This window comes from Kitasatospora sp. CM 4170 (genome assembly GCF_032110285.1).
Lineage (GTDB): Bacteria > Actinomycetota > Actinomycetes > Streptomycetales > Streptomycetaceae > Kitasatospora > Kitasatospora aburaviensis.
In genome coordinates this window covers 42648-55923 of record NZ_CP134877.1, presented here as the reverse complement: position 1 = coordinate 55923, position 13276 = coordinate 42648, and the positions used below count along the sequence as shown (strand labels likewise).

The window sequence follows — 13276 nt, the reverse complement described above, 5'->3', positions numbered from 1 at the left end:
GCCGACGGTTCAGGAATTCACCGGATCGAGGCCGGGACCGTTCCGTGCGCCGCCGCCGATGCCCTCCCGCTCGGTCGAAGTCGGCCTGTCCGGCCTGCTGGGGCCTGCTCGGGCACCGGTTCGGCCGTGGTTTCCGTACGTACTCCGGGCGGTTCCGCGGGCACCCGCCGGTCGCCGGAATTCAAGAATTCCGATCGAGCCCGGCAATCGGGCCCAGCATTTCCGTGCCGAAATTCAACAAGGAACGTGGCGTGCACTCATACATGAACATCAAGAAGTCCGCGCGGATCAGCCACGACTTCTGGGAGGTGACCGCCGGGGCCGGGATGTTCGACATCGTGGTGTCCGGCCTCGGTGACGGCCGGCACCGGGCACTGGCGGACGGCCACGAGTTCGTGAACATGTCCTCGTACTCCTACCTCGGCCTGGACACCCACCCGCGGATCGTGCAGGCGGCCGCCGACGCGGTGCTCGCCGAGGGGGCGCTCAACAGCTCGACCTCCCGGATGCGGATCCGGTTCGGTTCGCTGCGCGAGGCCGAGACGGCGCTCTCCGAGCTGTTCGACGTCGAGGCCCTGACCGTGGCCTCCTGCGCGGCCGCCGCCTGGGCGAGCCTGCCGCTGCTCGCCTCCGGCCTGCTGACCGGCGACACCCCGCCGCTCATGGTCTTCGACAAGAACGCGCACTTCTGCCTGAACGCGCTGAAGCCGGCCGTGGCCGACGAGGCCGAGATCGTCACCATCGCGCACAACGACGTGGACGCCCTGGAGGACCTCTGCCGCAAGCACCCGCAGGTCGCCTACGTCGCCGACGGCGTCTACAGCACCGGCGGGGCCGCGCCCATCCCCGAACTGCTGCGCCTGCAGGAGAAGTACGGGCTCTTCCTCTTCTTCGACGAGGCGCACGGCGTCTCCACGGTCGGCGAGCGCGGCCGCGGCGCGGTGCTGGAGGCGATGGCGGCGCACGGCGGGATGAACGACCGCACGCTGATCATCACCTCGCTCAACAAGGGTTTCGGCGCCTCGGGCGGGGCGATCTTCCTCGGCCCGAACGGCGCCCGGCGCCGCCGCGATACCGCGCTGCGCAACGGCGGCCCGCTGATGTGGTCCCAGCGCATCAACACCGCCGGGCTCGGCGCGATCCTGGCCTCCGCGGAGTTGCACCGCACGGCGGAGCTGAAGGAGCTGCAGCTGCGGCTCCAGGACAACATCGCGCTCTTCGACTCGCTGGTGGAGACCTCGTTCAGCGGGGACGGCCTGCCGATCCGCTTCGTCGACATCGGCTCGGAGGAGGCCACCATCCGGCTCGCCGGGGAGCTGCTGCAGCGCGGCTACTACACCTCGCCGATCTTCTTCCCGGTGATCGGCCGCGGCAAGGCCGGCCTGCGGCTGATGCTGCGCGCCAACATGGCCGAGTCCGAGATCCGCGACTTCTGCGGGGCGCTCAACGAGGGCCTGCGCGCGGAGGGCCTGGGCGTCAACGGCCCGAGCGCCGACCGCCCGAGCGTCAACAGCCCGAGCGCCGACCGCCCGAGCGAGCCGGTCCTCGCCGGCCCGGCCCGGGGACAGTCGCGATGACGGCCCTGCGCTCGCACGTCGACACGACCTCCGAGGCGTTCCGCCGCAACGCCGAGGCCTTCGACGAGAAGCGGCAGACCATCGCCCGGGCCCGGGCCGCCGCCGTCGCCGGCGGTGACGAGCGCTCGCGCCGGCGCCACACCGAGCGCGGCAAGCTGACGGCGCGCCAGCGCGTCTACCAACTGCTCGACCCGGGAACCCCGTTCATGGAGCTGGGCCAGCTGGCCGGGCACGACGTCTACGACGAGCACGTGCCCTCGGCTGGCCTGGTCACCGGTATCGGCGTGGTGAGCGGCCGCCCCGCGGTGGTGTTCGCCAACGACGCCACCGTCAAGGGCGGCAGCTACTTCCCGCTGACCGTGGAGAAGCAGCTGCGCGCCCAGCTGGTGGCCCGGGAGAACGGCCTCCCGTGCATCTACCTGGTGGACTCCGGCGGGGTCTACCTGCCGCTGCAGGAGCACCTGTTCCCCGGCGAGCATCACCTCGGCCGGATGTTCCGCAACATCGCCGAACTCTCCGCGCTCGGCCTGCCGCAGATCGCCGCGGTGATGGGCAGCTGCACGGCCGGCGGCGCGTACATCCCGTCGATGTGCGACGAGACGGTGATCGTGCGCGGCACCGGCACGGTCTTCCTCGGCGGCCCGCAGCTGGTGCGGGCGGCCACCGGCGAGATGGTGGACGCCGAGACGCTGGGCGGCGCCGATCTGCACACCCGGGTCAGCGGGGTGGCGGACCACCTCGCGGAGAACGACGAGCACGCACTGGCGATCGTCCGGGAGATCATGGCGCGCGACGCCCGCCCGGCACCGGCCGCGCCGCCGCGGCCCCCGCGGCCCCCGCTGTACGACCCGGCCGAGCTGCCCGGCATCGTCAGCGCCAGCCTGCGCGAGCACATCCCGGCCCGCGACATCCTGGCCCGGCTGCTGGACGGCAGCGAGTTCACCGAGTACCGGGCGCGGTACGGCCCGACCATCGTCTGCGGCACCGGCCACATCGGCGGCTACCCGGTCGGCGTGCTGATCAACGACGGGGTGCTCTTCCCGGAGAGCGCCCAGAAGGCCGCCAACTTCATCGAGCTCTGCACCCAGCGCGACATCCCGCTGCTGTTCCTGCACAACATCAACGGCTTCATGGTCGGCGCCGAGTACGAGGCCGACGGGATCGCCAAGCACGGGGCCAAGCTGGTCAACGCGGTCTCCACCGCGAAGGTCCCCAAGTTCAGCCTGGTGATCGGCGGCAGCTACGGCGCCGGCAACCTCGCCATGTGCGGGCGCTCGATGGGCCCGCGGCTGATGGCGATGTGGCCGAGCGCCAAGTCCACCGTGGTCGGCGCCGAGCAGACCGCGACGGTGATGGCGCTGATCCGCGGCGACCAGCTGGCCAAGGAGGGCAAGGTCCTCTCCGCCGAGGAGGAGGAGTCGATCAAGCGACCGATCATCGAGACCTACGAGCGCCAGGCCCACCCGCTCTACTACGCCGCCCGGATGTGGGTGGACGCCGTGGTGGACCCGACCGAGACCCGCGAATGGCTGGCGCTCTGCCTGGCCATGTCCGCCGACGCCCCCAAGCAGGAGACACGCTTCGGCGTGTTCAGGATGTGATGACGGAAATGATCAAGCGTGTCCTGATCGCCAACCGAGGCGAGATCGCCCGGCGGATCGCCCGCACCTGCCGCCGGCTCGGCATCGAGTACGTCGCCGTGTACTCCGACGCCGACCGCCACTCCGCCCACCTGACGGGCGCTGTCGAGCAGGTGCGGATCGGCCCCGCGGCCGCCGCCGACAGCTACCTGCACGTCGGCGCGCTGGTCGACGCCGCCGTGCGGACCGGCTGCGACGCCGTCCACCCCGGCTACGGGTTCCTCTCCGAGCACCCGGGCTTCGCCGCCGCGGTCGCCGAGGCCGGCCTGGTCTGGGTCGGGCCGGACGCCGCGATGATCACCGCGATGGGTGACAAGGCGACCGCCCGGGCACTGATGGCCGCCGCCGGCGTCCCCGTGCTCCCCGGCTCCGAGACCGCCACCGAGTCGGCGGAGGCGATCCTCGCCGACGCCGAGCGGATCGGCTACCCGGTGATGCTCAAGCCCGTCGCCGGTGGCGGCGGCAAGGGCATGCGCGTGGTCCGCGCCGCCGCCGACCTGCCCGACGCGGTGGCCGAGGCCGTTCGCCTGGGCCGCAGCAGCTTCGGCGACGGACGGCTGCTGGTCGAGCGCTACGTGGAGCACCCGCGCCACCTGGAGGTGCAGGTCTTCGGCGACCGGCACGGCGACGTGGTGCACCTCTTCGAGCGCGAGTGCTCGCTGCAGCGGCGCCACCAGAAGATCGTCGAGGAGGCCCCGGCCGCCAACCTCTCCGGCACCGTCCGCGAGGAGCTGCTGGCGGCCGCCGTCCGCGGCGCCCGGTCGCTGGGCTACGTGAACGCCGGCACCTTCGAGTTCATCCTCGACGCGGAGGAGCGGTTCTACTTCCTGGAGGTCAACACCCGGCTCCAGGTGGAACACCCGGTCACCGAGGAGATCACCGGGGTCGACCTCGTCGAGTGGCAGCTCCTGGTCGCCGACGGGCAGCGGCTCCCGCTCGCCCAGGACGAGATCACCGTCACCGGGCACGCCGTCGAGGTCCGCGTCTACGCCGAGGACCCGGCACAGGGCTTCCGGCCCGCGCCGGGTCGGGCGTCCGCCGTCCGCTGGCCGGCCGGGGTCCGGGTGGAGGCGTCGTTCGACGACACCTCGTCGGGGTACGGCGGCCTGCCCGTGGACGGTCCCCTGCCCGGCGGACCCGAGCCCGCGGCCGGAACGCCGGCCGCGTTCCACGGCGGGGCCGCGCCGGCCTTCGGCGGCGGCGCCGACGTCCCGCCCTTCTACGACCCGATGTTCGCCAAGCTGGTCGCCCACGGAGCCGACCGCCCGGCCGCGCTGCGCCGGCTGCTCACCGCCGTCCGCGGCACCGCGCTGCCCGGGCTGACCACCAACCTCGGCTTCCTCGCCGAGCTGCTCCAGGCGCCGGCCGTGGTGGCGGGGCGGATGGACACCCACCTGGTCGACGCCCTCACCGCCGCCGAGGCGGCCCGCGCCGACCTCGGGGACGGCGCCGCCGCCCCGTCCGCACCCGCGCCCCGCGGGGACCGCGCCCTGGCCGCGGCCGCCTGCGCCGCGGCCATGCAGCTCCCGCCCCTCGGGGAGGCCGCCGCCTCGCCCTGGCAGGGCACCGTCGGCCCGTTCGACCGGTTCCGGCTGGACCCGCTCGCCCCGCTCGGCCGGATCGTGCTCCGCCACGGCGGCCGGACCCTCGACGCCGGCCTGCTCGCACGCCGGGGCGGCACCGTGGACGTCCAGGTGGAGGGCAGCCGGTTCACCGTCACCTCCGCGGCCGTGCCCGGCCACACCGGCCTCGTCCAGGGAGCCGTCGGCGGCGCCGGCTGGACCGGCCTGCGCAGCGCCACCGGCTGGGAGATCGCCGTCGACGGGCACCGGGTGGCACTGACCGGGCAGAGCTTCGCCGCCGGCGCCACCGGGGCCGCCGACACCACGGTGACCTCGCAGATGCCGGGCACGGTCGTCGGGCTGCTCTGCGAGGTTGGCGACCGGGTCGAGGAGGGGGACGCCCTCGTCATCGTGGAGGCGATGAAGATGGAGAACCGCCTCCTCGCCCCCTTCTCCGGGGTCGTGACCGCGATCCGCTGCGCGGTGCGCGACCTCGTGGCCGCCGAGCAGGTCCTCGTCGAGCTCGACGGCGCGGCGGAGGACGCGGCGGAGGACGCGGTGGCGGACCGGGCCGCCTGACGCACCGCCGTCTGACGCACCGCCGCGGGGTGCGCCCCGCCGGGCCGTTCCCCCGGCGGCCACCCCGGCGGCCCGCCCGGGCCGGCGTCGCACCGCACCGCAGTGCCCGGCCCGTGCCCCGCTCCCCGTCCGATCCCTCGCTCCACCGCCGCTCCGCCCCTCGTTCACCCCGACCCCCGACCCCGTCCCTCGCCCCCCGACCCCAGACCCCTGTTCGAACCCCTGCCCGATCCCCCCACCCCCTGATGCAAGGAGCCCTCAATGCCCGCAGATCCCACCCCCGCGAACCTGCTACTGGTCGGCGGGGTCCGGGCGGTCCCGCTCGGCCTCGACATGGCGGAGCTCGCCCTGGACCAGGCCCACGCCCGAGGGCTCCGGACCCACCTGACAAACCAGGAGGCCGTCCTGGCCGCCACCCCGACCGTCGCCCGGCGCGCCGGCGCCGTCTCCGCGGTGGACTTCACCCTCCCCGGCGAGAGCGCCGCCTGGGCCCGCACGCAGTCCGGGGCGGGCGAGCGCTTCGACGCCGTCCTCGCGCTCCAGGAGATGGCCCAGGTCGCCGCCGCCGAGACCGCCGAGGCCCTCGGGCTGCCGGGGAACCCGCCCGAGGCCGTCCGCCGGGTGCGGACCAAGGACGCCTGCCGGGAGGCGCTCGCCGCCGCCGGGTTCCGCCAGCCCGCCGTCCGGCTCTGCGCCGACCGGGCCGAGGCCGAGGCCTTCCTCCACACCTCCACCGGCCCGTGGATCGTCAAGCCCCGCGACGCGATGGGGAGCACCGGCGTCAGCCGGATCACCGGCCCGGCCGACCTGCCGTCCGCCGTCGCCCTGCTGCCCGGCGAAGGCCCCTTCCTGGTCGAGGAGTTCGTCCAGGGCGCGGAGTACAGCGTGGAGGGCCTGTTCCTCGACGGCGCGCCGGTGGTCCTCGCGGTGACCGAGAAGGAGAAGGTGGAACCGCCGTTCTTCGTCGAGGTCGGCCACGTCCTGCCCGCCGAACTCCCCGCGGCGACGCGGCAGGAGATCGAGCAGCAGGTCGAGCGGGCGCTCACCGTGCTGGGCCTGCGCTCGGGCGGCTTCCACGTGGAGCTCTGGCTGAGCCCGGACGGCGTCGTCCTGGGCGAGGTGCACGGGCGCTTCGGCGGCGACTGGATCCACCGGATGCTCGCACACGCCGTCCCCGGCCTGGAGCTGTACGGCCTCATCTACGACGACCTGCTCGGCCGGCCCCTGCCGGACCGGGCCGCGCTGCGGCCGGTCCGCGCCGCCGCGGTCCGCTTCCTCACCCCGCCGCCCGGCCGGGTCGTCGCGGTCGAGGGCTGGGCCGAGGCCGCCGGCCACCCCGACGTGCTCCTCGCCGACCTCGCCGTCGCGCCCGGCGACACCGTCCGGCCGCTGCGCACCTCCGGGAACCGCGTGGGCGCGCTCGTCGTCGGCGCCGACACCCCCGACCAGGCCCGCAAGCTCGCCCGCGAACTGGCCGACTCGGTCCGCTTCACCGTGGAGCCGGAGTGACCACCACCGCCACCCCGCCCCGGGCCGCAGGCCTGCTGGGCCGCCTGACCGCCACCCTGCTGCCCGCCTCCCGGCAGGGCCGGATCATGGCCGCGGGCACCACCGTCGACGCGGTCGCCAACGGCCTCTACCTGGCCACCGCGACGCTCTACTTCGTCCGCTACCTGGACATCACCGCGGTCGCCGTCGGCACCGCGATCGCCGCCGCCAACATCGTCGGCCTGCTCAGCCCGCTGGTCTTCGGCCCGCTCGCGGACCGGCTCGGCGCCCGGCCGGTCTACGTGGCGCTGACGCTGGTCCGGGGCGCCGGCTTCATCGGGTACGCGCTGGTCGGCAGCTACGCCGGCTACCTGGTCGTCACCTGCCTGATCATCGCCGCCGCCCGGGCCTGCTCACCGCTGCTCCAGGTGATCGTCGGCGAGTTCGAGGGGGCCGCCGAGCGGACGAGGACGATGGCCTCGCTGCGGGCCATCACCAACATCGGCCTCACCGCGGGTTTCCTGCTCGCCGCGCTGGTCCAGGCCGCGCACTCCAGGGCCGCCTTCGTCGCGCTCTTCCTCTTCAACGCGGCGGCGTTCGCCGCCGTCGCCCTCGCCGTGGTGCGGGCCGGACGGGTCGCGGGCGGTGCGGCGGCGCCCGGCGAGGACGCCGCGACCCCGGCCGCGGCGGCGAACGCGGGGAACGGCGGCGGGGACGGATCGCCCTACCGCGACCGGCGGTTCCTGCTGGTCACCGCCGCCAACGCGGTCCTGATGCTGCACGACTGCGTGCTCTTCATCCTGCTGCCGCTCTGGGTGGTGGAACGCGCCGGGCTGCCGGCCAGCGCCAGCTCGGGTCTGCTGGCGGTCAACACCGTGCTGACCGTGGTGCTCCAGCTGTCGGTGGCCCGGCTGGCCCAGGGGCTCGCCAAGGCGCTGCGGATGCTCCGGACCGCCTGCCTCTTCCTGGTCCTGGCCTGCGCGTTCTTCGCCCTCGCCGACGGCCGGGGCAGGTGGCTCGCCCTGGCCGCCGCGGTGGTGGCCGTCGTCCTGCTCACCGTCGGGGAGAACCTGCACGCGATCTCGCGCTGGGAGATCTCCTACGAGCTGTCGCCCCCGGCGGGCCGGTCCCGCTACCTGTCCCTCTTCAGCACGGGCATGAGCGCGCAGCTGATCGTCGGACCGTTCCTGGCGACCGGCGTGCTGCTCCCGGCCGGGGCCGGCGGCTGGGTCCTGCTCGCCGCGCTGTTCGCGGGCGCCACCGCCGTCACCGTGCTCGCGGCGCGCACCCCCGCACAGCCCGCGGACACCCCCGCGGAGGCGCTGACCGGCTGATGTCACTCTCCGTTGGTTGATTGCGTACAACCAGAGAGGTAGAGTCAACCCCCGAGCGTGCCGGTGAGCACGCGGGCACACTCGGGGGTGGGAAGCATGCTGCAGCACTTCGCAACGGCCGCCCCCGGCCTGCCCTTCCGATGTCGGTCGTCCCGCTGAACCACCCGTTCAGGAGAGGGACTTGTCATCGCCGCCCGGGGTCGGCCGCTCAGCGGTCCGCCCGTTCGGCGCCTCCGGTGTTCCGGCTTCCCGGGCTGCCCGGGATTCGACACGTCCCCAGGGACCCCACCGTCGAATGCAGGAAACGGACCCGGAGTAGAGCATGGTGCTGCGCGAGGCACTGCACGTCCCCATCCCCCTCGACCACGAGGAGTCGGCCACCGCCGAACTCCCAGGGCTCGCCAGCCTGTTGCGCGACTGGCGCAACCGCGCCGGGCAGAGACTCGGTCTGGGCAAGCCGCTCCCGCAGATGACCGTCGCCACCAGACTCGGCATGAGCGAGCGCTGGTACCGCGACCTGGAACGCGGCGGGACGGCCCGCTTCGACCCCCGCGTGCTCGCCCTGCTCGCCGACGTACTGCTGCTCGACGCAGACGAGCGCGCGACCCTCTACCTGTACGCGATGGGCGGCACCCCGTCCGCGGGCCCGGAGCGACCGGAGGACCTGCGCTCCCTCCAGGAGCTGGTCGACCGCCAGATGCCCCGGCCGGCCTACCTCTCCGACCGCGCCTGGAACATCGTCGGCCACAACGCCGCCGCTGCCGAGTGGTTCCCCTGGATGAGCCGCCCCGGCGCCAACTTCGTCCGCTGGGCGCTCACCGACCCGGAGGCGCGCGAACAGGTCCACGACTGGAACTGGGAGGCGCGGATGACCCTGGCGATGATCCGCTTCGCCCTCGCCCGCTACCCCGGCGACGAGACGCTGGTCGCCCTGCTCACCGAAGTCCTGCGCGACCCGGTGTGCCGCCGGCTCTGGGCGGGACGCGCGTGCGTGGTCGCCAACCGCGACGGCGGCCGCTTCCGCCTGCGCCTGCCGCACGTCTCGGCCGAACCCGTCGAGGCGATCGCCCAGGTCCTCAGCCCCGGCGGCCGCCCCGACCTCCACTTCGTCGTCCTGGCCCGCCCGGACACCCGCTGGTAGTCGCATCGGCGAGCGGTTGACCGATTTCCCCGCCCGAGGCGTCTCCGTCCGGGAACAATGGGTGTCCGCGACGAGGGCCGAAGGGGTGGTGGAACCGCACGTGACCGACCGGCCCTGGCCCGCCCGGCTCTCCCCGCAGGCCGCGAAGGTCCTCGCCGCGCTGCCCCCGCACGCCCGGGAGACGGTCCGCGACGTCCTCGACATCGCCTCCCGCACCCCGTGGGGGTGGCCGGCGTGGGACACCACCGACCCCGAGGGCGAGGACCTGCGCACCGCCGCCATCGGCGCGCTCACCGTGGTCTACCTGGTCAACCGCCTCGCCGGGCGGCTGTACGTCATCGACATCGTGTGGCTCGGCTGACCGGTGCGACGGTCGGGGAAAGGGGGTCGACCAAGATCACGCCGTGCCCCTATGCTGGCGCGATGTCCGACAGCACACCACCGACCCTGCTCTTCGTCATCGGACCGGCCGCGGTCGGGAAGATGACCGTGGGCGGCGCCATCGCCGAGCGCACCGGCTTCAAGCTCTTCCACAACCACCTCACCATCGAGCCGCTGCTGAGGTTGTTCCCGTACGAGTCGCCGCAGTTCCAGCGGCTCAACCACGACTTCCGCGAGCAGATCTTCGCCGAGGCCGCCGCGAGCGACCTGCCCGGCCTGGTGTTCACCCTCGTCTGGGACTTCGACGACCCGGACGACGCCGCACTCGTCGAGCGCTACGCGGCCCCGTTCCGCGCGCGGGGCGCCCGGGTGCTGTTCCTGGAGCTGTCGGCGGACCAGAGCGTCCGGCTGGAGCGCAACGCCGGTGAGACCCGCCTGGCGGAGAAGGCCTCCAAGCGCGACCTGGAGTGGTCGAACGCCAACCTGGTGGGCATGGACGGGACGATGCGGCTGAACTCGGTCGACGACTTCGCCCACCTCCCCGGGGCGCACCTGCTGGTCGACAACACCCGCCTCGAACCGGACGAGGTCGCCCGGCGCGCCGTGGAACACTTCGAGCTCGTCTGACCCGGGGGCCGGCCTCAGGCCGCGTGGTCGTGTCCGGCCGCCGGCGAGCCGCCCATCATGCGGAGCATGGGAAGGCCGCCGGTCCGGACGAAGCGCACCAGCAGGACGGCGGCCAGCAGCAGGAAGGCGATGTTGAGGAAGGTCGTGTAGTTCCAGGAGACGCCCTCCATGGGAATGGTCGCGTCCTCCCGGTCCGGGATCAGCCCGAGCACGCCGAAGCCCAGCTCGATGGCGTAGCCGGCGACGACCATGGCCGGGTAGAAGGTCGCGAGCAGGAACAGGGCCGTCCTCCTGCCGTAGTACTTCCGGTAGATGTTGAGGATGGGCAGGATCAGCAGGTCCGCGAAGATGAAGGAGATGACGCCGCCGAAGCTGATGCCGCCCTTCCACAGCACGACGGCCAGCGGCACGTTGCCGATCGAGCAGACGAACGAGGCGATCGCCACCAGCGGTCCGACGAGCGGGCCCCAGATCTTGGACGCCACGGGGTGGCCCTCGAAGAAGAAGGCCTGCCAGAAGCTGTCGGGCACCCAGGCGGCGATGGCGCCGGCGATGAGCAGGCCCAGCACCAGATCGCGCAGGATGGCGGCCCACTCCATGACGAACACGTGCGAGGTGGCGGTGAAGCCCTCCCCGGAGAACAGGCGCTGCGTGAAGGAGCCCTCGCGCTGCACCGACATGTCCATCGCCGCGTGGCCCTCCATCGAGCCGGCCAGGCCGCGCTCGGCCTGGGTGCGGGCCTCGCGCAGCAGGCGGTCGTGCAGGAACAGTCGGAAGAAGACCGCCAGCAGCGCGATCATGATCGGCCCGCCGACGAACTCGGCCGCGGTGAACTGCCAGCCCATCAGCAGCGCCAGGATCACGCCGAGTTCGACGACCAGGTTGGTGGAGGCGATCTCGAAGGCCATCGCGGCCGTGAAGTCGGCCCCCTTGCGGAAGAGCGAGCGGGCCAGCGCCACCGCGGCGTAGGAGCACGAGGAGGAGGCCGCCCCCAGACCGGCGGCGACCATCAACGTCCGGGGCCGGTCGTCCCCCAGCAGGCCGGCGACGGTGGCCTTGTGCACGACCGCCTGGACGACGGCGGACAGCGCGAAGCCGAGGATCAGCGCCCAGGTGATCTCCCAGGTCATGGACCCCGTGATCGACAGCGCGTGCAGGACGGCATCCACGGGCTCTCGCGCCTTCCGCTCGACTCCGGACCCGATCCGGCCCGCTCACCGCTGCCACGCGCAGCCCCACCCCGTCCGCACGCACCACCCGGACAAGCTATGCCGCTCCGGCACGAATCCCGCGGCACCGGGCCGACACCACCGGCGCGAGCCCCACCACCCGCACCCCGACCGGCCTACCGCCGACGCCCCACTGGCCGTCAGCGGACACCGGCCGGTGCCCCGTTGCCGCAGCTCCGTCGGACCGGCCTCTGGCATGATCGCGGGTATGGGGGACGGGGAGCGGGCAGCGGCGTACGTCGACATCGGGACGGGCTACGTGATCCACCGGGGCCCGTCGGTGGACGGAAGCCTCCACGCGCACGCCGCGTTCCAGCTCGCCCGGGCGCCGCGCGGCGAGGTGGTCGTCCTCGACGCCGCCGGGGCCCGCCACAGCGCGGCGGCCCTGCTGGTCGCGCCGATGGTGCGGCACCGGATGCAGGCGACGGCGGCGGACGTGGTCACCGTCTTCATCGAGCCGCACTGCGCGTTCGCCGACCGGCTGCGCGAACGCTGCGCCGGCCGCGGCATCACCGCGGCCGGCGAGCTGCACGGGCTCGGCGAGGACGAGCTGCGCCGCAACGTCGCGCGCCCGTCCGCCCGGTTGGACGCCCGCCTGCTGGCGGCGATGGACGCGCTGGCCGCCGGCCCCGTCCAGATGCCCGCCCTCGCCGCGGGTGTCGGACTCTCGCCGCAGCGGCTCCGCGCCCTGGCGCAGCGGCAGTTGGGCATGCCGCTGGCGCGGTGGCGGATCTGGCGGCGGCTGGCCGGGGCGGCCGAGGCCCTGCGCGAGGGCGGCTCGCTCGCCGAGGCGGCCGCCACGGCCGGCTTCGCCGATCAGGCCCACTTCACCCGGCAGCTGCGGGAGATGACGGGGCTGACGCCGTCGGCCGTGCTGCCCCTGCTGCGCGCCCCGGCGCCGGCCGCGGCGCCGGCCGCGGCCCCGGTTTCGGCCCCGACGCCTGCTCAGTCGCGCGTGGCGACGTAGACCGAGATTGACCCCGTGACGGTCGGGACGACCTCGGCCTCGCGCACCTCGTGGAAGCCGGCCTCGTGGATGAGCCGGGGGAGTACGCCGTCGGCCTGGGGCTGGGTGTCCTCGCGGCCGTCCGCGAACTGCACGCCGCGGAACGCCAGCCGCATCAGCGCCGTGCGCTGCAGCCCGTAGTCGGCGATGACCAGCCGCCCTCCCGGGCGCAGCACCGCGGCCATCGCGCCGAGGATCGCCCGCTTCACCGCGAGCGGGCACTGGTGGAGCACGAGACTGGAGACGACCGTGTCGGCGATGCCGGTCCCCAGGAGCTCCGGCAGCGTGTCGCCCATCCCGACGTGCCACTCCGGCGACCGGGCCGGGGACGACGACGGTGCAGCGGTGGGGGCGGCGGCGGCCTTGCGCCGAGCCCGGTCGAGCATCGCGGGGTCGGGGTCCACGCCGATGATCCGCGCCCGGGGCTCGACCCGGTGCAGGAGCAGCGCGAGCGAGCCGGTGCCGCAGCCCACGTCGACGACGACGTCCTCGGGGCGGGGTGCGACGTGCATGGCGGCCAGGGCGCGCCACAGGCGCTCCCGGGTCAGGACGATGACGGGGTCGTAGAACCGCGTGGGGGCCAGGCGGCCCAGTGCGGGGGTGAAGGCGGGTTCGGGCGTGACTGTTTCGGTCATGCGGGCAGTCTCGGACGCCGGGCAGCGGCGGGTCTTGAACAAAGCGCTCGCGACCGGGCGTCGGCGCTCGGCTGATC

At 74.0% G+C, this 13276-nt stretch carries 11 protein-coding genes; 9 read left to right on the top strand and 2 right to left on the bottom strand.

The window, feature by feature from the left end:
* Positions 1-251: 251 nt before the first annotated feature.
* From RMN57_RS00250 to RMN57_RS00215, 8 genes are all read left to right on the top strand, one after another.
* Complete coding sequence (locus RMN57_RS00250; protein ID WP_313761276.1) at positions 252-1577, top strand: aminotransferase class I/II-fold pyridoxal phosphate-dependent enzyme; 1326 nt, start codon at positions 252-254, stop codon at positions 1575-1577.
* Positions 1574-3178, top strand: coding sequence for a carboxyl transferase domain-containing protein (locus RMN57_RS00245; RefSeq protein ID WP_313761275.1), 1605 nt, complete (start codon positions 1574-1576; stop codon positions 3176-3178). Before RMN57_RS00250 ends, RMN57_RS00245 begins: the two co-directional genes overlap by 4 nt.
* Positions 3179-3186: 8 nt before the next feature.
* Positions 3187-5358: a biotin carboxylase N-terminal domain-containing protein gene (locus tag RMN57_RS00240; RefSeq protein WP_313761274.1), complete on the top strand. Its 2172-nt coding sequence runs from the start codon at positions 3187-3189 to the stop codon at positions 5356-5358.
* Positions 5359-5619: 261 nt separating this feature from the next.
* Positions 5620-6867 (top strand): ATP-grasp domain-containing protein, encoded by a 1248-nt coding sequence (locus RMN57_RS00235; protein WP_313761273.1) that lies wholly within the window; start codon positions 5620-5622, stop codon positions 6865-6867.
* Positions 6864-8180, top strand: a complete 1317-nt coding sequence (locus RMN57_RS00230; RefSeq protein WP_313761272.1) for an MFS transporter — start codon at positions 6864-6866, stop codon at positions 8178-8180. The genes RMN57_RS00235 and RMN57_RS00230 overlap by 4 nt, the downstream gene beginning before the upstream one ends.
* 322 nt (positions 8181-8502) lie before the next feature.
* Positions 8503-9321, top strand: coding sequence for a helix-turn-helix domain-containing protein (locus RMN57_RS00225; protein WP_313761271.1), 819 nt, complete (start codon positions 8503-8505; stop codon positions 9319-9321).
* Between the two features lie 100 nt (positions 9322-9421).
* Positions 9422-9682 carry a hypothetical protein gene (locus RMN57_RS00220; protein WP_313761270.1) on the top strand — a complete coding sequence of 87 codons (261 nt, stop codon included), beginning with the start codon at positions 9422-9424 and terminating at the stop codon, positions 9680-9682.
* Positions 9683-9744: 62 nt separating this feature from the next.
* Positions 9745-10329, top strand: a complete 585-nt coding sequence (locus tag RMN57_RS00215) for an AAA family ATPase (RefSeq protein WP_313761269.1) — start codon at positions 9745-9747, stop codon at positions 10327-10329.
* 14 nt (positions 10330-10343) lie between these two features.
* On the opposite strand, the gene RMN57_RS00210 is transcribed toward RMN57_RS00215, so the two are convergent.
* Positions 10344-11498, bottom strand: a complete 1155-nt coding sequence (locus tag RMN57_RS00210) for a permease (protein ID WP_313761268.1) — start codon at positions 11496-11498, stop codon at positions 10344-10346.
* Between the two features lie 268 nt (positions 11499-11766).
* Between RMN57_RS00210 and RMN57_RS00205 the strand changes: the two genes are divergently transcribed.
* Positions 11767-12525, top strand: a complete 759-nt coding sequence (locus RMN57_RS00205) for a helix-turn-helix domain-containing protein (protein WP_313761267.1) — start codon at positions 11767-11769, stop codon at positions 12523-12525.
* Here the strand turns inward: RMN57_RS00205 and RMN57_RS00200 are convergent.
* Entirely contained in the window at positions 12504-13199 is a 696-nt protein-coding gene (locus tag RMN57_RS00200; RefSeq protein ID WP_313761266.1) for a class I SAM-dependent methyltransferase, read from the bottom strand. The two genes, RMN57_RS00205 and RMN57_RS00200, sit on opposite strands and share 22 nt — an antisense overlap.
* Between the last annotated feature and the right edge of the window lie 77 nt (positions 13200-13276).

Coding starts and splice junctions, on each gene's coding strand:
- RMN57_RS00205 (WP_313761267.1), top strand. CDS start 11,767: ATGGGGGACGGGGAGCGGGCAGCGGCGTACGTCGACATCGGGACGGGC.
- RMN57_RS00245 (WP_313761275.1), top strand. CDS start 1,574: ATGACGGCCCTGCGCTCGCACGTCGACACGACCTCCGAGGCGTTCCGC.
- RMN57_RS00240 (WP_313761274.1), top strand. CDS start 3,187: ATGATCAAGCGTGTCCTGATCGCCAACCGAGGCGAGATCGCCCGGCGG.
- RMN57_RS00235 (WP_313761273.1), top strand. CDS start 5,620: ATGCCCGCAGATCCCACCCCCGCGAACCTGCTACTGGTCGGCGGGGTC.
- RMN57_RS00200 (WP_313761266.1), bottom strand. CDS start 13,199: ATGACCGAAACAGTCACGCCCGAACCCGCCTTCACCCCCGCACTGGGC.
- RMN57_RS00225 (WP_313761271.1), top strand. CDS start 8,503: ATGGTGCTGCGCGAGGCACTGCACGTCCCCATCCCCCTCGACCACGAG.
- RMN57_RS00215 (WP_313761269.1), top strand. CDS start 9,745: ATGTCCGACAGCACACCACCGACCCTGCTCTTCGTCATCGGACCGGCC.